This window comes from Pseudomonas sp. GW456-12-10-14-LB2 (assembly GCF_002884345.1).
GTDB lineage: Bacteria > Pseudomonadota > Gammaproteobacteria > Pseudomonadales > Pseudomonadaceae > Aquipseudomonas > Aquipseudomonas paraglycinae.
This window is the reverse complement of sequence record NZ_POHV01000010.1, coordinates 152,568-169,979: the sequence shown is the minus strand read 5'-3', so window position 1 is coordinate 169,979 and position 17,412 is coordinate 152,568. Positions and strand designations below refer to the sequence as shown.

The following is a 17,412-nucleotide window of genomic DNA, read 5'->3' as shown; positions in this document are numbered from 1 at the left end:
CCCCAGCCCTCCCGAAACGTCGGACCGCCCCCAAGGGGGCGAGGGGGAAAGGGAGCCGATCTCCATGGGTTTCTAAACCTGAGTTCGACACAAGATTTTCAGGTCGGCGTAACTCGAACATTCAACTCCGTCAGTCCCCTCTCCCTCGGGGAGAGGGCGAGGGTGAGGGGAAAAGGCTTCACGCGGAGGTACTGACCAGCGAACCCGACGTACTCGAATCCGAACCCTGCAAAGCCGCCAACAACGCCGCCGTCGCCGTCTGCAACGAAGCCGACGTCGTAGCAATCTGCGACTGCGCCGCCGCAACATCCGCCGCCTTGGCATCCTGGCTTTCTTGCTTCGCCTGAGCCGCTTGCAGCGCCTTTTGCTCTTCCTGCAACTGCTTCTGCAACTCGGCAATCTGCTTGCGCAGTTCTTTCACGGTATCCGATTCTTCGCTGCTGGAACTGCTGTCCCCCGCCGGCGCCGCACCGCCGCCCGCGGCCACTTTGCTGGTGTCGGCTTTCACGCCGGTGCTGGCTGCCGCGGTGATCGAGGTGTCGTCACCGGTGTCGGCAATCGAGATTTTGCTGGTGGGCGTGGTAACGGTCTGATTGATCGAAACAGACGTGATGCTGACCATGGGAAGTCTCCAATGCCGGTTATAGATAACCGGGCATCGGCGGCGGTCTGCACGAATTGAGATCGACTGTGTACCGACTCGGTAACCGAACCGGTACACAGTCACTGGCCGGTCAGGCGCTCAGGCGAGCGGTGACGTCGTTCAGTTGGCCGGACAGGCCGTGCAGGTTCTGGCTGGCGCTTTCGGTGCGCTGCACGTTGTCGAGGTTGGTGCTGGCGATCGAGGTGATCTCGGTCAGGTTGCGCGAGATGTCTTCGGCGACCGAGGTCTGTTCCTCGGCGGCGGTGGCGATCTGGCGGTTCATGTCGCGAATCGCTTCCACCGCGTGGGTGATGCGCTCGAGCATGGCGCCGGCCTGGGTCACTTGCTCGACGCTTTCATCGCTGCGGGTCTGGCCGCTGTCGATGGCCTGGGCCGCGTCCACCGCACCGGTCTGCACGCTGTGGATGATCTGGTTGATCTCAATGATCGACTCCGCCGTACGCTGCGCGAGGTTGCGCACCTCATCGGCGACCACCGCAAAACCACGCCCGGCCTCACCCGCGCGAGCCGCTTCGATGGCGGCGTTGAGCGCCAGCAGGTTGGTCTGTTCGGCGATCCCGCGAATCACTTCCAGCACCTTGCCGATGCGCCCGCTGTCGGCTTCCAGACGGCGGATGACCGTGGCGGTATTCGCGATTTCGCCGCGCATCTGGGTGATGCTGTGGATGGTGCTCTGCATGACCTTCTCGCCCTGTTGCGCGGACTGGTCGGCATCGTCGGCCGCACGCGCCGCATCGGCCGCGTGGCGGGCGACTTCCTGGGCGGTGGCGGACATTTCATTCATTGCCGTGGCCACCTGATCGGTGCGGCTGAACTGCTCGTTGGTGCCGCCGGCCATCACGGTGGCGATGGCGTTCAACTCGCCGCTGGCGCTGTCCAGATCCTTGGCGCTGCGTTGCAGATGATTGAAGGTTTCGGCGAGGAAATCGCGCAACGTGTTGGCCGCTGCGGCCAGGTTACCCAGCTCGTCCTGACGGTCGCTGGACACACGCTCGACCAGACGCCCCTTGCTCAACTGGGTGACGTAGTCGATGAGTTTGCGGATCGGCTCGACCAGGTTGCGGTTGACCAGCCACAGGCTGAGCAGACCGATCAGCAAGCCTGACGCGAGCATCACCAACAGCCCCAGCCACACAGTGCGGTCAGCACTGGCGCTGATCTGCGCCGATTGCTCGGTGCCCTGCTTGCGCAGCTCGGCGACCAGCTCGCTCATCTGGTCGCTGGCGGCACGGTCGACGCCTTTGACGGCGGCGTCCCCCGCAGTCGGATCGGCACCGGCGGCGACGTAGGCATTACGGCCCTTCTGGTACGCAGCACCAAGCAGACGGTGTTCTTCGCGCAGGCGATCAATGCGGGTTTTCAGCGCAGGCTCGAGGCCTTTCTGGTTGGCCAGCTCACCGAGGATGCCCTGCACATCGCGCTGACGGTCTTCGAACTGGCCCCAGTACTTGGCCAGATCCGCCGGTTGCTTGCCGCGCAGCAGAACGTTTTTCCACTCCTGAACCTGCACCTTGAATTGCAGGTTGGCTTCATCGATCAGTTGCGAGGTGTGCAACGGACCTGCGATCAATTGGCTGTAGTTCTGCACGCCGTTGGACAGGAAATGAAAGCAGGCCAGCGCGATCAACAGCATCGCCAGCAGGCTGCCGCTCAGCAGGGCGAGAATTTGCGCTCTCAGGGATTTTTGCAGCATCACAGGTACTCAGGACAGGGATGAGGCACGCCCGGTAAGACGTGAATTGTTGCCGGACATCCGTGTCGGCGGACCTTGGCTCATGGCGAAGGCGCGCAACCTAACTCATGCGTGATCGGCGTTCCAGCGCCCTTCTTGAGAAAAATCCGACCCTCGGTAACGCGTTGATTTGACGTCATTTTGCTGTCACACAAACGTCATGTGACATTGCGATGATGCGGCTCAGGTGAATCTGCAAATCCCGCGACAGACGCCTCCTCGCAGCGAGCCTTCATGAACCACAGCCTCGATATCAGTCATCGTGATCCTGACCTGTTCGGCCTGCTTTACGGCTTTCGCTTTCGCCCCGGCGAACGCGGGCGCGAGGTGGATTCGGCGACCGCCCTGCGCTGTCTGCAAGACGACAGCGAGGGCGATGAATTTCTCTGGCTGCACCTGAACCTGGCGCACGCCGCGTGCGAGCGCTGGATGAAAAGCCATCTGCAATTGCCCGAAGAGTTTTTCGAAGCGCTGCACGAAGGTTCGCGCTCGACCCGCATCGAGCATGTGGATTCGGCGTTGCTGGCGGTGGTCAACGATGTGGTGTTCAACCTCAGCAGCATGGTGTCATCGGACGTGTCGACGCTGTGGGTCTGCGTGCGCAGCAAACTGATCGTCAGTGCGCGCCTGCAACCGCTGCACTCGGTGGACAAGCTGCGTTCTTCGGTGAAGTCCGGCGAGTGCTTTCGTTCGCCGCTGGAACTGCTGGTGCACCTGCTGCGCGATCAGGGCGAAGTACTGACCCAGATCGTGCGCAAGACCAGCATGAGCGTCGATCAGGTCGAGGACGAATTGCTCTCCTCACGACTGTCGACCAACCGCGCCGAACTCGGCGCCAACCGGCGGGTGCTGGTGCGCCTGCAACGGCTGCTGGCGCTGGAACCGGGTTCGCTGCTGCGCCTGCTCAACCGACCACCGCCGTGGTTGCAGAAGGAAGACGTGAAGGAGTTGCGCAAGTCCACCGAGGAGTTCGCGCTGATCATCAACGACCTGACCGCCCTCGGCGAGCGGATCAAGCTGTTGCAGGAGGAGATCGCCGCCAACCTCAACGAACAGAGCAACCGCACGCTGTTCACCCTGACCGTGGTCACGGTGCTGGCGCTGCCGATCAACATCATTGCCGGTTTCTTCGGCATGAACGTCGGCGGCGTGCCGCTGGCCACCGATCCGGAAGGGTTCTGGATTCTGGTGGCGCTGGTGGCGACGTTCACCGTGATTGCCGGGCGCTGGGCGTTTCGCAAGCGGCGGGATTACTGACCTTTATTCAGCGCCGCTACAGTCGCACGCTCGTTCCCACGCTCTGCGTGGGAATGCCGCCCGGGACGCTCCGCGTCCCTGTGACGCGGAGCGTCACCTTATGCATTCCCACGCAGAGCGTGGGAACGATCACCGTCTTCAGTCAGAAGACCAACGGCGCGGCTAATCCGCCAAACACTGATCTATCGCAGCCTCTCTGTAATATTTAGCAACGATCATGGGCGACACTCCTTCCCCCGCTCAGGATTGTCCTCCCATGGCTACTCCCTCCCTGACCGCCAGCCCGGCCCCCGCTGCCAGTGGCAGGCCGGCCCTCGACAAGAAAACCGGCCCGTTCACCTACGTAGTGTTTTTCGCGGTACTGGCGATGGGGATGCTGTTCACCGCCTACAGCCTGATGCACGACATGCACGAACTCGGCACGGTGGTCACCACCTGGACCCCGTTCCTGCTGCTCGGCGTGGCGCTGTTGATTGCACTGGGTTTTGAATTCGTCAACGGTTTCCATGACACCGCCAACGCCGTGGCCACGGTGATCTACACCCACTCGCTCCCCCCGAATGTGGCCGTGGTGTGGTCGGGATTCTTCAACTTCCTCGGAGTGCTGCTGTCGAGCGGCGCGGTGGCGTTCGGCATCATTGCGTTGCTGCCGGTGGAGCTAATTCTGCAAGTCGGTTCGTCCGCGGGTTTCGCGATGATTTTCGCCCTGCTGATCGCGGCGATCCTGTGGAACCTCGGCACCTGGTGGCTGGGCCTGCCGGCCTCGTCATCGCACACGCTGATCGGTTCGATCATCGGCGTCGGCGTAGCTAACGCGCTGATGCACGGCCGCGATGGCACCAGCGGTGTGGACTGGGCCCAAGCGACCAAGATCGGTTACGCGCTGCTGCTGTCGCCGCTGGTGGGCTTCGGTTGTGCGGCGCTGTTGCTGCTGGCGCTGCGCGCGTTCGTGAAGAACCGTTCGCTGTACAAGGCGCCGGAAGGCAACACCCCGCCACCGTGGTGGATTCGCGGTCTGCTGATCCTGACCTGCACCGGCGTGTCCTTCGCTCACGGTTCCAACGACGGCCAGAAAGGCATGGGCCTGATCATGTTGATTCTGGTCGGCACCCTGCCGATGGCTTATGCGCTGAACCGCACCATGCCGGAAGAACAGTCGCTGCAATTCGCCGCTGTCGCCCAAGTGACCCAGCAAGCGCTGGTGAAAAGTGCGCCACTGCCGGCACCGGCCGATCCGCGCGCTGTGCTCTCCGACTACGTGCGCAGCAAGGAAGCCACGCCGCAACTGATCCCCGCCCTCGCCTCCCTGACCGGACACATCGGTGAAGAAGTCAAAGGCTACGGCTCGCTGGCGAAAGTCCCGGCCGAGGCCATGGGCAACGTGCGTAACGACATGTACCTGGCCAGCGAAACCATTCGCCTGATGGACAAGAACAAGGTCGGCACCTTCGACGCCGACACCAGCGGCAAGCTGCAACTGTTCAAGCAACAGATCGACAACGCCACGCGGTTTATTCCGCTGTGGGTGAAGATCGCAGTGGCGATTGCTTTGGGGCTGGGCACCATGGTCGGCTGGAAGCGGATCGTGGTCACGGTCGGCGAGAAGATCGGCAAAACCCACCTGACCTACGCCCAGGGCGCGTCGGCGGAAACGGTAGCGATGCTGACCATCGGCGCCGCCGACATGTTCGGCCTGCCGGTGTCGACCACTCATGTGCTGTCCTCGGGCGTGGCCGGGACCATGGTCGCCAACGGTGGCGGTTTGCAGATGAAGACCATCCGCAATCTGCTGATGGCGTGGGTGCTGACGTTGCCGGCGGCGATTCTGCTGTCGGGCAGTTTGTATTGGCTGTTCACCCAGATCTTCTGATCCAGCCGAATCCCTGTGAGAGCCTTTACTCCCACAGGGATTTGCGGCAGAAATCAGAGCGTCGAACGAATCAAATCCCCCAGCCAATCCATGAACACCCGCACCCGCAACGGTAGATGCCGCTGCCTCGCGTACAGCAGTGAAATGCCCATCGCCGGCGCGGTGTATTGCGGCAGCACCGTCACCACCTCACCAGTGTCCAGATAAGTATTCATGCCGGTTCGCGGCACCTGGATCAGACCGAATCCCCCAAGGCACGCCGACTCGTACGCATCGGTGCTGTTGACCGTCACGCTGCCGGCCATCGGTACGCGATGCACTTGCCCGTCCTGCTCGTAAACAAATCCTTCCGAACGCGAACCCAGCACACCGACGTAGTGCACCAGCCGATGCTGCGCCAGATCCTCAAGCGTTTGCGGCACGCCGTAGCGTTCGAGATACGCGGAGCTGGCGCAGTTGATCATGCTGAAATCCCCCAGATGCCGCGCCACCACCGATTGATCGGGCTGCGCGCCGATGCGCACCACACAATCGAAGCCTTCGGCGAGCAGGTCGACCCGGCGATCGGTGCTGCTGATTTCAAGCTCCAGATTCGGATGGCGCGCCATGAATTCCGGCAGCTTCGGCATGATCAGCCGCCGCGACAGAATGTTCGGCATATCGACCCGGATCCGCCCGGTCAGCGACGCTTCGTCCTGATGGAACAGGTTCTCGATTTCGTCCATGTGCGACAGCAGATCCTTGCTTCGCTCGTACAGCGCGAGGCCGTCCTGAGTCGCCTGGACCTTGCGCGTGGTGCGTTGCAGCAGGCGCGTGCCGAGCAGGCTTTCCAGGGCTTGCACCTGCTCGGACACCGTTGAACGCGGCAGCCCGAGACTCTCCCCCGCCATCGTGAAACTCGACAATTCGCTGACCCGGACAAAGGTGCGCAGCAGTTCCAGTTTGTTCATGGGCCACCCATTGATTGTTCGAACAATCCGACCAGTGATTCCGGTTTCAGTCTGTTTATCACCTCATGGCGGATAAATAAACTGAGCCCCATCAACCGTCACTGCCATCGAGGAAGACCCATGAACCGCAAAATCGCATTGATCACCGGTGCCAGCCGTGGCCTCGGCAAGAACGCCGCCCTGCACCTCGCCGCGCAAGGCGTGGACATCATCGGCACCTACAACAGCCGCGCCGATGAAGCCCAGGCGCTGGTGCAGGAACTGCAAACACTCGGTGCCAAAGCCGTGATGCTGCAACTGGATGTCGGCCGCAGCGAAGGCTTTGCCGATTTCGCTGTGCGAGTCGAGCAGGCGCTGCAACAGCTCGAGCGTCCGCGCTTCGATTTCCTGATCAACAACGCCGGGATTGGCGTGCATGCCTCCTTCGCCGACACCACGCCGGAGCAGTTCGACCTACTGATGAACGTGCAGTTGAAAGGGCCGTTCTTCCTCACTCAGCAACTGCTGCCGCTGATCAACGATGGCGGGCGGATCATCAACATCTCCAGCGGTCTGGCCCGCTTCACCCTGCCGGGTTACGCGGCTTACGCGGCGATGAAAGGCGCGATGGAAGTGCTGACCCGTTATCAGGCCAAGGAGCTGGGGGCGCGGCAGATCGCCGTGAATATCCTGGCACCGGGCGCCATCGAAACCGACTTCGGCGGCGGCGCGGTGCGCGACAATTCGGCGTTGAATGCGATGGTCGCCAGCAACACCGCGCTGGGCCGGGCCGGGCAGCCGGATGACATTGGCGGTGCGCTGGCGCTGTTGCTGTCGCCGGGGGCGCAGTGGATCAACGGTCAGCGGATTGAAGCGTCGGGCGGGATGTTTCTCTAAACCCTGCAAAAACCCAGGACAAAAAAATCGCAGCCCTCACAGGCTGCGATTTTTTTTTCAGTTCTGGCAGACGCTGCGCATCACCAGCCGCTCGCGCACCACGTCATAACCCCAGTGGTAGATGTAGGTGTACGGCAGGAAGAACAGCAGCACGCCGATGTCGAGCAGGAACGCCTGCCACAGACTGACCGACAGCCACCAGGCAATCAGCGGCACGCCCATCACGATCAACCCGCCCTCGAACAGCAGCGCGTGCGCCACTCGCACCCAGGCATTGTGAGCGATGTTCCAGCGCTTGAGCATCCGGTCGAAGAAGCCGTTGAACACCACGTTCCAGCCCAGGGCCAGCAACGCGATTGCGATGGTGACGGCGCCCATTTCGACCAGCGGTTTGCCCATGATCCACGCCAGCAACGGGGTACAGATCAAGATCGCCAGCAGTTCGAAACCGATGGCCTGGAAGATACGTTCAGTGATGGATTTGTTGGCAGTCATGGCCGAAGTCCTCTGTGAAGATGGTTGCCATGATCCAGCACCACACCGATACTTCATAACCAGTAACCATCGATCAAGGCGATAGTTCATGGCATCTCAGGAAGTGTTGCTGGCGTTTGTCCAGGCGGCGACTCAAGGTTCGTTTTCGGCGGCGGCGCGCAAACTCGGGCGCAGTCAGTCGACGGTGAGTGCGGCGGTGGCGAGTCTTGAGATCGATCTGGACCTGGTGCTGTTCGACCGCAGCAGCCGCAAGCCGACGCTGACCCCGGCCGGGCACGTGATGCTGCAACGGGCCGAGGCGATTCTGGCGGCCACCAGCCGCCTGGAAATGACCGCCCGGCAATTGGCCCAGGGCGTCGAGCCGAAACTGACGGTGGCGATTTCCGACACTTATCAGTCCGACCGTTTCGAAGCCGCATTGGTGGGTTTCGAGCAGCGTTATCCGGATCTGGAACTGGAATGCCTGATCGCCGAATGCGATGACCTGGTCGAACTGGTGCAGCGCGGTCGGGCGCACCTGGCGTTCGCCGAGATGCAGGACAACTACCCGCCGGATCTGGCGAGCGCGACCGTCGCCGAGCGCACTGAAATCGCCTTGTTTGTGGGTCGTGGGCATCCGTTGGCGACTCAGGAATCCATCGATCAAACGGTCCTTGAGCAGCATCGCGAACTGCGCCTGGCCACCATCGTCAATCCCTATGACAGTCGCGGCAAAGGCCGGGTGTGGTCGGCACCGAGTTACCTGATGCTGCTGGAAATGGCCGAGAAAGGTTTTGGCTGGGCCCCGCTGCCACGCTGGCTGGTGGAGCGTTTCGGCAATGATTTGCTGGTGGAACTGAAGGTGCGCGGCTGGCCGAAACCGGTGTTCGTCGATGCGCTGTGGTCGCGGATGTACCCGCCGGGGCCGGCGGGGAGCTGGTTGCTGAGCAAGATGCTGGAGTAGCTCAGGCGGCTTCGATGGCTGCCGGGCGGTTCACCTGAAAATACTCGTGCAACCCGCGCATTGTCGGCAGCTCCAACGCCTGCGCCGCGTAGCATAATCCCACCCGCCGGGTCGGCGCCGGCAGGTGCAGCGCGCGCACGACGATGCGTTCATGCCTGCTGACAAGCGACTGCGGCAACATCGCCACACCAACACCCGCGGCCACCATGTGCAACGCCTGTTGCAATGAGCTGGCATGCCCCGCCACCGCTTCCGGTGAACGGCCATAAAGCGCCATCAAACGCTGATGCGAAGGATGTTGCGGGCAGGTGATCCAGTCCTCGATCGGCGCCCAGCCGGCCTGCGCGTTGGCCATCGGGTGATGGAGGGGTAGCGCCATCACATAGGACTCTTCCCACAGCGGCAGGAACAGTTCGTCCTCGCAGCACATTTCCTCGACCGCCAATCGACCATCGCCATGACAGCCCTCCTCCAGTGTCAGCAGCAGATTGGGCAACGCCTGATGGGCCATGCGCACAAAGGCTTCGATGTGGCTTGCGGCGATGTCGCCCTCGATACCAAGGGTCAGCGGCGCACGGTTTTCGCGGCCGCGAAACATCCGGCTCAGTGCCTCGGACTCGGCCACCATCCGCCGTGCCTGCGGGTATAGAAGACGCGCTTCGTCGCTGACTTCCACACCACGGGGCTGACGCACGAACAGCGTCGCGCCGAGTTCTTCTTCCAGCTGTTTGATGGTCACCGACAACGTGGGCTGACTGATGAACAGCCGTTGCGCGGCAGCGGTGATGTTGCGTTCCTCGAACACCGCGAGGAAGGCTTTGAGATGGCGGATATCCATAGGAGATTCCGATAGCAGACAGAGGAATAAGGCATTTTTCAGCTTCCAGCGGACTAAATATACTGCGTCACGAATCTGGTTATTTGTTTTTCTTATCTCAGGAGTTCAACCATGAGCAAGCCATTGATCATCATCACCGGCGCCAGCTCGGGCATCGGCGAAGCCACCGCCCGCCGCTTGAGCGCTGCCGGCCATCCGCTGCTGTTGCTGGCCCGGCGCATCGAACGCCTCGAAGCACTGGCCCTGCCGAACACCCTCAGCCGCCGCGTCGACATCATCGACCGCGCCGCGTTGCTGGCCGCTGTGGCCGAGGCGGAAGCGCAGTTCGGCCCTGCCGATGCGCTGATCAACAACGCCGGGGTGATGCTGCTGGGCGAGATGAGCAAGCAGGACCCGGCGCAGTGGGACCAGATGCTCGACGTCAACGTGAAGGGCCTGCTCAATGGCGTGCACGCGGTGGTCGCCGGGATGATCGAGCGCAAGCACGGCACGATCATCAACGTCAGCTCGGTGGCCGGACGCAAGACGTTCCCGAACCATGTGGCCTATGTCGGCACCAAGTTTGCGGTGCATGGATTGTCGGAAAACCTGCGTGAAGAGTTGTCGCCGCATAACGTGCGGGTGACCACTATTGCGCCGGGTGCGGTCGAGACCGAGTTGCTGAGCCACACCACGGATGAGGCGATCAAAACCGGGTATCAGGCGTGGAAGCAGGACATGGGCGGCACGGTGTTGAGCGCCGAGGATGTGGCGACAGCGATTGCCTATGCGTATGGGCAGCCGCAGGGGGTTTGTATTCGCGAGATTGTGATGGCTGCGACTCGGCAGCAGGCCTAAAAGCTAAAGGCGAAAGGCAAAATCAAAAGCGCCCTCACCCTAACCCTCTCCCGGAGGGAGAGGGGACTGACCGAGGTGTCTTACGTCATACATCGACTTGAAATATCGAGTCGATTATGGATTCACAGCAAATCTCTCACGTCGGCGCATATCTCCAATATCCCCGGATCGGTCCCCTCTCCCTCCGGGAGAGGGCTAGGGTGAGGGCAAGCGATCCAAAGCCGAAAGCCGCCCCTCGATAAACCGCCGCTCCGGCTCTTGCCGAGTCAATTCCAAGGCTCGCCGGTAAGCCGCCCTAGCCTCCTCAACCCGCCAAAGCTGCCGACAAAACTCCGCCCGCGCCGAATGCGCCAAGTGGTAATCCTGCAATTCTCCACGGTCCAGAATCCCTTCAACCAGGGTCAACCCTGCCAGCGCCCCATCACGTTTGGCCACCGCCACCGCCCGGTTCAACTCGATCACCGGCGACGGCACCGCCCGCAGCAACACGTCATACAGCCCGACGACCTGTTCCCAATCCGTCTCCCCTGCCGTGGGCGCCTCGGCGTGCACCGCCGCAATCGCCGCTTGCAGGCAGTACGGCCCGAAGCGCCCCGTGGTCAGCGCTTTTTCCACCAGATCGCAGCCTTCGACAATCAGCTCGGCATTCCACAATCGGCGATCCTGATCATCCAGCAGAATTAATTCCCCATCAGGCGTCGACCGCGCCGACCGCCGCGATTCGTGCAACAACATCAACGCCAGCAGCCCCATGACCTCCGGATCCGGCAATAACTCCAGCAACAACCGCCCGAGGCGGATCGCCTCGCGGGTCAGGTCTTCGCGGGTCACCTGGGCGCCGCCGGACGCCGAATAACCCTCGTTGAACACCAGATAAATCACCCGCAACACGCTGTCGAGGCGCTCGGGCAATTCGCTCAGGCTCGGCACTTGATAAGGAATTTTCGCGTCACGAATCTTCGCCTTGGCGCGCACGATGCGCTGGGCAATCGCCGCCGGGGCCGAGAGAAATGCGCGGGCGATTTCTTCGGTAGTGAGGTCGCAGACCTCACGCAGGGTCAGCGGCACTTGCGCGTCCGCCGCCAGCGCCGGGTGGCAGCAGGTGAAGATCAGGCGCAGGCGATCGTCTTCCACGTCTTCGGCGTCCCATTCGGACTGTTCCAGTTCTTCCAGTTGCGCCAGCAATAACGGCTGCGAGGCCTTGAACCGTGCGCGGCGACGCAGCACGTCGATCGCCTTGAAGCGCCCGGTGGACACCAGCCAGGTTCGCGGATTGTCCGGCACGCCGTCGCGCTGCCAGCGCTCGACCGCGACGAAGAACGCCTCGTGCAGGGCTTCTTCGGCGAGGTCGAAATCGCCGAGCAGGCGGATCAGGGTCGCGAGGATCCGCCGCGAGTCTTCACGATAGACCTGCTCGACCCGCGCCCTGACTTCAGACATTCAACTGGCGCACGGGGCGCACTTCGACGCTGCCGACCCGGGCCGCCGGAATGTTCCCGGCGACCTGAATCGCTTCGTTGAGGTCCCGCGCGTCGATCAGGTAGAAGCCGGCCAACTGCTCCTTGGTCTCGGCGAACGGGCCGTCGGTGATCGACATTTTGCCGTTGCGCATGCGCACCGTGGTGGCGGTCTGCACCGACTCCAGCGCTTCGGCGGCGACCATTCGGCCGCTGCCCTGGATCGACTCGGCGTAGGCCCAGCATTCGGCGTCCTCCGGGCTGTCGGGTGACGAATGCAGCAGGCGCTCATCGCTGTAGACCAGGCATAAATACTTCATGGCGTTCTCCTGAATCGGACGAATCAACTATGGCTGAAGATCAGGGTTTCGCATCGAACAGGGTCGAGCCGGTCATCGGATCGAACGGCGCCGACCAGTGTTCGTGGGCAATTTTCCAGGCACCGCCGACCAGCCGATAACAGGCGGTGGCGCGCATCCAGCAACTCTGGGTTTCGCCCTGTTCATTGGTACCGCCGCAGTTGGCAACCCAGTGGGCGAAGGCGATGTTGTCGCCTGCTTCGATCGCGATTTCGTGGAACTCGAAGATGTGCGGGCCGGGGCACATTTCCATGCAATCCACCCAGTGCGCGCGGTAGGCCGGTTTGCCCTTGAATTGCAGGGCCTTGATCGCATCGAACGAGAGGATGTCGTCGGCGTACAGCGCCATGACTTTCTCGACGTCCTTGGTCATGACGGCTTCGCGGTAGGTGTTGATCAGGGTCTGGATATCGCTTTGTGCGCTCATGGTGTTCTCCGTGGTTTTTGTTGTGAAGACACCCTTAGTCGTTCGGCGATTTGCCGGATCGACAGCTGAAACAAAAAAATTCCAGCGAACGCAAAGTCGCTAGAATCCGAGGCTCATCTTTGTAGGAAAAAGGAAATTCCCTTGTCAGCCAAACTCGTGCCGTACGAGAGCCTTAACGCCTTGCAGCGCCAGCAGGTCGAAGCGATTGAAATCCACGCCGAGCAGATCAAGTTCTCCGGCGACATCCACGGCGCCCTGCACACGCTGCTGTCGAAACCCGGCCCCGGCGTAAAGGGTTTTGCCCTGCTGGCAGAAGATGAGCCAGTGGCGTTCCTGCTGCTCAAGCGCCCGCCGGTTCTGCCGGAATGGGCCAATGAACACAGCGCCACCCTGCATGCGTTGCAGGTCGATCACCGCGCACAGGGCAAGGGTTACGGCAAGGCCTGTCTGCTGGCGTTGCCGGAAGTTGCGCGCCAGGCCTGGCCGGAAATCAAAGGGCTGGAACTGTCGGTGGACGCCGACAACGACGCCGCGATTGCGCTGTACGCCAAGTACGGTTTCGTCGACAGCGGCGAAGCGTACAAGGGCCGCATCGGTTACGAGCGGCGCATGGGCCTGTTTTTCTAATCGTCGGGGGAGCAACGATGATCGACTCAATCGAAGCGCTGGAAGCCATCTACGGCTTGCCCCACGAACGGGCGGTGCGCAAACAGATCGGTTTTCTCAACGAGGACTATCAGGCGATGGTCCGGGTCTCGCCGCTGGTGATTGTCAGCTCGGTGGGTGCCGACGGCATCGACGGTTCTCCGCGCGGCGACGCGCCGGGGTTTGTGCGGATCATCGACGAGCGCACCCTGGCCCTGCCGGATCGCCCCGGCAACAACCGCATCGATACCTTGCGCAACGTATTGCACGATCCGCGAGTGTCGCTGCTGTTCATCATTCCGGGGATCGGCGAGACGTTGCGGGTCAACGGTACGGCGACCATCAGCGCTGACCCGCAGTTGCTGGATAGCTTCGCGGTGAACGGCAAACCGGCGCGCACGGTGTTGCTGGTGACGGTGGAAGCGGCGTTCTTTCATTGCTCCAAGGCATTCGTGCGTTCGGATGCGTGGAATCCAGAAACCCACTTGCCGCGCTCGGCGCTGCCGACGGCGGGCGCGTTTCACAAGCGTCTGAATGATGGGCAGTTTGATGCCGAGGCCTATGATCGCGAGGCCCCGACGAGGGTGCGTGACACCCTCTACTGACGCGGTTACAGCGTTAGGATCATCTCGTGCCACGCCATCCCGCCGTGGTCGGATTCGGACGGTTTGATGTAGGCAAAACCGAATCCGGCGTACAGCGGGATGTGCCGTTCCTTGCACATCAGGTGAATCGTCGCTTTGCCCTGCTCGCGCATGCGATCAATGAATTCACCCAGCAGGCGCTTGGCCAGACCCAGCCCCTGATAGTCCGGGTGCACCACCACCGACATGATCACCACGTTCGGCCCGGCCGGGTCGTGGCCGATCAACTCCTTGAACGCCTCGTCGGACATCTGCACATCAAACGCTGCACCGGAGTTGATGAAGCCGGCTACCTGCCCGTCCACCTCGGCGACGATGAAACCGTCCGGCCAGGTAGCGATGCGCGTGGCGATCTTCTCACGGGTCGCGGCTTCGTCGCCCTCGTAGGCGAGGGTTTCGATGGCGTAGCAGCGGTCCAGGTCGGCGGCGGTGACGTGGCGGATGACGGTGTTCATGGCGGCTCGAAATCAGTGGAACAAGGCCGCCAAGGATAAAGGAATAAGGTGTTCATATCGATCCGCACGGGCGGCGTAAAGCCTGCGTATAAGCGCTTTTCTTCGGATTCGGGACGGTCTATTTCTGACGCCTGTCTCTGATCACCCGAGGGGGGAACCGTTTATGAGCAGCGTTGAGATCGGTTTGTTGATGGTGTTGGGCATCAGCTTCTTCGGCTTCATTACCCTGGGCATCGACCTGTTGCGGGCACGACGAATCAAGGGCAAGTAAGGTTCGACCGGCAGCGCGAAGCGGGTTCGCGCTGCCGGTTGCCGATCAGGTTTTCTTTTCCACCGGGACGCAGATTTCCAGCTTGCCGGTATTGAGCTTCGGGTTGAAATCGGCGCTGTAGCGTTCCAGCTCCGGGGCGTTTAGCCCTTTGTAGTCGGACGCTGGCAGCCAGGTGTTGTAGATGTAATCAATGGTCTGCGGCAGCTGATCCAGCGAACCCTTGTGTTCGAACACCGCGTACTGGCGCGGCAGGATTTCGATCCACGGATATTTTTCCTGCGGGAAATCGTCCAGCTTGCGGATTTCGACTCCGGCCATGTAATCGAAACCGCCGTTGCCGTCGAAATTGCTGCAGACACCGTAGGTCACTTCACCCTTCTGCCCCGGAATATTTCCGATGTGCGGGATCAGTTTTTCCCACAGCGCAGGGATGTCCTGAACGGTCTCTTGAGTGAAGCGATCGCGAAATCCTGCAATCAGCAGGAAGTGTCCATGTTCGAAGCGAGGTTCAGCCACTTCGACGCGTTTTTGCTCATCCATGACTCGACTCCTTGAACGAAAAAAGTGGGTTCGGCTGGGAGTATAGAAGCCAAACCCGATTCGCACATTTACAGCGTATGCAGGGCCTCGGCGGCGCCGGAACCGACGAACTCGTTATAACCGGATACGATCACGTAGACCGCGAAATAGCAGAAGATCGCTGCAGATGCCATGTAGGAATAGCGCAACAGTTTGTCGCCGAGCAACTTGCCGCCATGGCTCGCGGCGAAGCACAGGCCTGCCGACCACAACAGCCCGGCGCACAGGAAGCCGCCGAGGAACAGCGCCGAGCTCAAAGGACCGCCGCCGCCGGAACGGGCGATCAACGTGCCGCCCACTGCCGCGAACCAGAGGATGGCGCTGGGTGACGACATGGCGAGAAAGATCCCACGGAAGAATTCCTTGCGATGGGAGTTCTGGCCCACTTCGGCGGTCGCCGCCAATTGCGCTTCGTGATGGATCGCCGAATAGATCATCTTCGCCGCGAAGTAGATCAACAGTGCCGAACCGCCGATCCACAACACCCAGCGCACGGTTTCGTATTGCAGCAGAACGGTCATCCCGGCCAGCGCCAGCACCGCGTAGATCAGGTCGCCGACGCAGGTGCCGAGGCCGAGTGCGAAGCCCTGAAAATAGCCGCGCTGCATCGCCAGGGTGATCATCGCGATGTTGGCCACGCCAATATCCAGGCACAGCGAAAGGCTCAGCAAGAAGCCGCTGGTAAATTCCATCAACCGGTTTTCCTTGAGAAAAATTTGTTTACAAAGGCTCTGGACAGTCTGCCATCGCTGCCCTTATCGTCCGCCACAGGTCACCGCAGTGACCAGCGTCGCTCGGACGGTTCCGGGCGCTTACGTTATCCGAGGCAACAATGGCTGAACAAGGTTCGCCGCGCCGCTTTGCGCGCATAGATCGACTCCCCCCTTACGTTTTCAACATCACCGCCGAGCTGAAGATGGCCGCCCGACGTCGTGGCGAAGACATCATCGACTTGAGCATGGGCAACCCCGACGGCGCCACGCCGCCGCACATCGTTGAAAAACTGGTGCAGGTTGCACAGCGCGAAGACACCCACGGTTACTCCACGTCCAAGGGCATTCCGCGCCTGCGCCGGGCGATTTCCAACTGGTACAAGGAACGCTACGAGGTCGAGATCGACCCGGAAAGCGAAGCCATCGTCACCATCGGTTCCAAGGAAGGCCTGGCGCACCTGATGCTGGCGACCCTGGATCAGGGCGACACCGTGCTGGTGCCGAACCCGAGCTACCCGATTCACATCTACGGTGCCGTGATTGCCGGCGCCCAGGTGCGGTCGGTGCCGCTGGTGCCGGGCGTGGACTTCTTCGCCGAGCTGGAACGGGCGATTCGCGGCTCGATCCCGAAACCGAAGATGATGATCCTCGGCTTCCCGTCCAACCCGACCGCGCAGTGCGTGGAACTCGATTTCTTCGAGCGGGTGATTGCTCTCGCCAAACAGTACGACGTGCTGGTGGTGCACGACCTGGCTTACGCCGACATCGTCTACGACGGCTGGAAAGCCCCGTCGATCATGCAGGTGCCGGGTGCCAAGGACATCGCGGTGGAGTTTTTCACCCTGTCCAAGAGCTACAACATGGCGGGCTGGCGGATCGGCTTCATGGTCGGCAATCCGGAACTGGTCAGCGCTTTGGCGCGGATCAAGAGCTACCACGACTACGGCACCTTCACCCCGCTGCAGGTGGCCGCGATTGCTGCGCTGGAAGGCGATCAGCAATGCGTGCGCGACATCGCCGAACAGTATCGCCAGCGCCGCAACGTGCTGGTCAAGGGCCTGCATGAGCTGGGCTGGATGGTCGAGAACCCGAAAGCTTCGATGTACGTCTGGGCGAAGATTCCCGAAGCCTACGCGCACCTCGGCTCGCTGGAATTCGCCAAGAAGCTGCTGGCCGAGGCCAAGGTCTGCGTCTCGCCGGGTGTCGGCTTTGGTGAGTACGGCGACGATCACGTGCGCTTTGCGCTGATCGAAAACCAGGACCGGATTCGCCAGGCAGTACGCGGGATTCGCGGGATGTTCCGGGCGGATGGTCTGGGCACCAAGTAACTGCCTCCTCTCCTCCTGACCTGATCGTTCCCACGCTCTGCGTGGGAATGCCTCAATGGACGCTCTGCGTCC

19 protein-coding genes are annotated in these 17,412 nt (G+C 61.7%); 8 read left to right on the top strand and 11 right to left on the bottom strand.

Translation table 11 applies throughout. From position 1 onward, the window contains the following. Positions 1-178: 178 nt before the first annotated feature. Positions 179-622, bottom strand: a complete 444-nt coding sequence (locus C1X29_RS09385; protein ID WP_102717298.1) for a hypothetical protein — start codon at positions 620-622, stop codon at positions 179-181. A gap of 112 nt (positions 623-734) precedes the next feature. Further along, on the bottom strand, positions 735-2,360 hold the full coding sequence (locus tag C1X29_RS09380; RefSeq protein WP_173940182.1) for a methyl-accepting chemotaxis protein: 1,626 nt from the start codon (positions 2,358-2,360) through the stop codon (positions 735-737). Positions 2,361-2,630: 270 nt separating this feature from the next. On the opposite strand from C1X29_RS09380, the gene C1X29_RS09375 reads away from it, so the two are divergent. After that, a complete protein-coding gene (locus C1X29_RS09375) occupies positions 2,631-3,653 on the top strand; it encodes a transporter (protein WP_085606510.1) in 1,023 nt (340 codons plus the stop codon). A 256-nt stretch (positions 3,654-3,909) separates the two neighbouring features. Further along, on the top strand, positions 3,910-5,523 hold the full coding sequence (locus C1X29_RS09365) for an inorganic phosphate transporter (RefSeq protein ID WP_102687290.1): 1,614 nt from the start codon (positions 3,910-3,912) through the stop codon (positions 5,521-5,523). 53 nt (positions 5,524-5,576) lie between these two features. On the opposite strand, the gene C1X29_RS09360 is transcribed toward C1X29_RS09365, so the two are convergent. Continuing rightward, positions 5,577-6,473, bottom strand: coding sequence for a LysR family transcriptional regulator (locus tag C1X29_RS09360; protein ID WP_102717296.1), 897 nt, complete (start codon positions 6,471-6,473; stop codon positions 5,577-5,579). Between the two features lie 120 nt (positions 6,474-6,593). Here C1X29_RS09360 and C1X29_RS09355 point away from each other — a divergent pair, with 120 nt between their 5' ends. Beyond that, positions 6,594-7,349 (top strand): SDR family NAD(P)-dependent oxidoreductase, encoded by a 756-nt coding sequence (locus C1X29_RS09355; RefSeq protein WP_064598857.1) that lies wholly within the window; start codon positions 6,594-6,596, stop codon positions 7,347-7,349. A 57-nt stretch (positions 7,350-7,406) separates the two neighbouring features. Here C1X29_RS09355 and C1X29_RS09350 read toward each other — a convergent pair whose 3' ends face one another. After that, the gene (locus tag C1X29_RS09350) at positions 7,407-7,844 is read right to left on the bottom strand and encodes a multidrug/biocide efflux PACE transporter (protein ID WP_085745155.1); all 438 of its coding nucleotides are present in this window, start codon (positions 7,842-7,844) and stop codon (positions 7,407-7,409) included. A gap of 88 nt (positions 7,845-7,932) precedes the next feature. On the opposite strand from C1X29_RS09350, the gene C1X29_RS09345 reads away from it, so the two are divergent. Continuing rightward, positions 7,933-8,787 carry a LysR family transcriptional regulator gene (locus tag C1X29_RS09345; RefSeq protein WP_102717295.1) on the top strand — a complete coding sequence of 285 codons (855 nt, stop codon included), beginning with the start codon at positions 7,933-7,935 and terminating at the stop codon, positions 8,785-8,787. Between the two features lies 1 nt (position 8,788). Here the strand turns inward: C1X29_RS09345 and C1X29_RS09340 are convergent, their stop codons facing one another. After that, a complete protein-coding gene (locus C1X29_RS09340; RefSeq protein ID WP_102717294.1) occupies positions 8,789-9,625 on the bottom strand; it encodes a LysR family transcriptional regulator in 837 nt (278 codons plus the stop codon). A gap of 111 nt (positions 9,626-9,736) precedes the next feature. Here C1X29_RS09340 and C1X29_RS09335 point away from each other — a divergent pair, with 111 nt between their 5' ends. After that, positions 9,737-10,462 carry an SDR family oxidoreductase gene (locus C1X29_RS09335; RefSeq protein ID WP_102717293.1) on the top strand — a complete coding sequence of 242 codons (726 nt, stop codon included), beginning with the start codon at positions 9,737-9,739 and terminating at the stop codon, positions 10,460-10,462. A gap of 195 nt (positions 10,463-10,657) precedes the next feature. Here the strand turns inward: C1X29_RS09335 and C1X29_RS09330 are convergent, their stop codons facing one another. Genes C1X29_RS09330 through C1X29_RS09320 form a run of 3 tightly spaced genes read right to left on the bottom strand, consistent with a single transcriptional unit; the run spans position 10,658 to position 12,705 of the window. Continuing rightward, positions 10,658-11,902 carry an RNA polymerase sigma factor gene (locus tag C1X29_RS09330; protein WP_102717292.1) on the bottom strand — a complete coding sequence of 415 codons (1,245 nt, stop codon included), beginning with the start codon at positions 11,900-11,902 and terminating at the stop codon, positions 10,658-10,660. Continuing rightward, the gene (locus C1X29_RS09325) at positions 11,895-12,239 is read right to left on the bottom strand and encodes a YciI family protein (protein ID WP_102717291.1); all 345 of its coding nucleotides are present in this window, start codon (positions 12,237-12,239) and stop codon (positions 11,895-11,897) included. Before C1X29_RS09325 ends, C1X29_RS09330 begins: the two co-directional genes overlap by 8 nt. Before the next feature lie 40 nt (positions 12,240-12,279). Continuing rightward, a complete protein-coding gene (locus tag C1X29_RS09320) occupies positions 12,280-12,705 on the bottom strand; it encodes a nuclear transport factor 2 family protein (RefSeq protein WP_102717290.1) in 426 nt (141 codons plus the stop codon). Between the two features lie 141 nt (positions 12,706-12,846). Between C1X29_RS09320 and C1X29_RS09315 the strand changes: the two genes are divergently transcribed. Continuing rightward, positions 12,847-13,332 carry an N-acetyltransferase gene (locus C1X29_RS09315; protein ID WP_102717289.1) on the top strand — a complete coding sequence of 162 codons (486 nt, stop codon included), beginning with the start codon at positions 12,847-12,849 and terminating at the stop codon, positions 13,330-13,332. A gap of 17 nt (positions 13,333-13,349) precedes the next feature. Further along, positions 13,350-13,955: a pyridoxamine 5'-phosphate oxidase family protein gene (locus C1X29_RS09310; protein ID WP_102717288.1), complete on the top strand. Its 606-nt coding sequence runs from the start codon at positions 13,350-13,352 to the stop codon at positions 13,953-13,955. A 5-nt stretch (positions 13,956-13,960) separates the two neighbouring features. Here the strand turns inward: C1X29_RS09310 and C1X29_RS09305 are convergent, their stop codons facing one another. The 3 genes from C1X29_RS09305 to C1X29_RS09295 form a co-directional block, all read right to left on the bottom strand. Beyond that, a complete protein-coding gene (locus tag C1X29_RS09305; RefSeq protein ID WP_011335577.1) occupies positions 13,961-14,449 on the bottom strand; it encodes a GNAT family N-acetyltransferase in 489 nt (162 codons plus the stop codon). A gap of 316 nt (positions 14,450-14,765) precedes the next feature. Further along, positions 14,766-15,260 (bottom strand): GyrI-like domain-containing protein, encoded by a 495-nt coding sequence (locus C1X29_RS09300; RefSeq protein WP_102687283.1) that lies wholly within the window; start codon positions 15,258-15,260, stop codon positions 14,766-14,768. Between the two features lie 68 nt (positions 15,261-15,328). Next, a complete protein-coding gene (locus C1X29_RS09295; protein ID WP_039766147.1) occupies positions 15,329-15,991 on the bottom strand; it encodes a LysE family translocator in 663 nt (220 codons plus the stop codon). Between the two features lie 140 nt (positions 15,992-16,131). On the opposite strand from C1X29_RS09295, the gene alaC reads away from it, so the two are divergent. Then, positions 16,132-17,340: an alanine transaminase gene (gene alaC, locus C1X29_RS09290; RefSeq protein WP_085697117.1), complete on the top strand. Its 1,209-nt coding sequence runs from the start codon at positions 16,132-16,134 to the stop codon at positions 17,338-17,340. The last annotated feature ends 72 nt before the right edge of the window (positions 17,341-17,412 follow it).

Excerpts from the sequence above, each read along its gene's own strand:
- C1X29_RS09385 (WP_102717298.1), bottom strand. The coding sequence starts at position 622 with ATGGTCAGCATCACGTCTGTTTCGATCAATCAGACCGTTACCACGCCC.
- C1X29_RS09375 (WP_085606510.1), top strand. The coding sequence starts at position 2,631 with ATGAACCACAGCCTCGATATCAGTCATCGTGATCCTGACCTGTTCGGC.
- C1X29_RS09365 (WP_102687290.1), top strand. The coding sequence starts at position 3,910 with ATGGCTACTCCCTCCCTGACCGCCAGCCCGGCCCCCGCTGCCAGTGGC.
- C1X29_RS09360 (WP_102717296.1), bottom strand. The coding sequence starts at position 6,473 with ATGAACAAACTGGAACTGCTGCGCACCTTTGTCCGGGTCAGCGAATTG.
- C1X29_RS09355 (WP_064598857.1), top strand. The coding sequence starts at position 6,594 with ATGAACCGCAAAATCGCATTGATCACCGGTGCCAGCCGTGGCCTCGGC.
- C1X29_RS09350 (WP_085745155.1), bottom strand. The coding sequence starts at position 7,844 with ATGACTGCCAACAAATCCATCACTGAACGTATCTTCCAGGCCATCGGT.
- C1X29_RS09345 (WP_102717295.1), top strand. The coding sequence starts at position 7,933 with ATGGCATCTCAGGAAGTGTTGCTGGCGTTTGTCCAGGCGGCGACTCAA.
- C1X29_RS09340 (WP_102717294.1), bottom strand. The coding sequence starts at position 9,625 with ATGGATATCCGCCATCTCAAAGCCTTCCTCGCGGTGTTCGAGGAACGC.
- C1X29_RS09335 (WP_102717293.1), top strand. The coding sequence starts at position 9,737 with ATGAGCAAGCCATTGATCATCATCACCGGCGCCAGCTCGGGCATCGGC.
- C1X29_RS09330 (WP_102717292.1), bottom strand. The coding sequence starts at position 11,902 with ATGTCTGAAGTCAGGGCGCGGGTCGAGCAGGTCTATCGTGAAGACTCG.
- C1X29_RS09325 (WP_102717291.1), bottom strand. The coding sequence starts at position 12,239 with ATGAAGTATTTATGCCTGGTCTACAGCGATGAGCGCCTGCTGCATTCG.
- C1X29_RS09320 (WP_102717290.1), bottom strand. The coding sequence starts at position 12,705 with ATGAGCGCACAAAGCGATATCCAGACCCTGATCAACACCTACCGCGAA.
- C1X29_RS09310 (WP_102717288.1), top strand. The coding sequence starts at position 13,350 with ATGATCGACTCAATCGAAGCGCTGGAAGCCATCTACGGCTTGCCCCAC.
- C1X29_RS09305 (WP_011335577.1), bottom strand. The coding sequence starts at position 14,449 with ATGAACACCGTCATCCGCCACGTCACCGCCGCCGACCTGGACCGCTGC.
- C1X29_RS09300 (WP_102687283.1), bottom strand. The coding sequence starts at position 15,260 with ATGGATGAGCAAAAACGCGTCGAAGTGGCTGAACCTCGCTTCGAACAT.
- C1X29_RS09295 (WP_039766147.1), bottom strand. The coding sequence starts at position 15,991 with ATGGAATTTACCAGCGGCTTCTTGCTGAGCCTTTCGCTGTGCCTGGAT.
- alaC (WP_085697117.1), top strand. The coding sequence starts at position 16,132 with ATGGCTGAACAAGGTTCGCCGCGCCGCTTTGCGCGCATAGATCGACTC.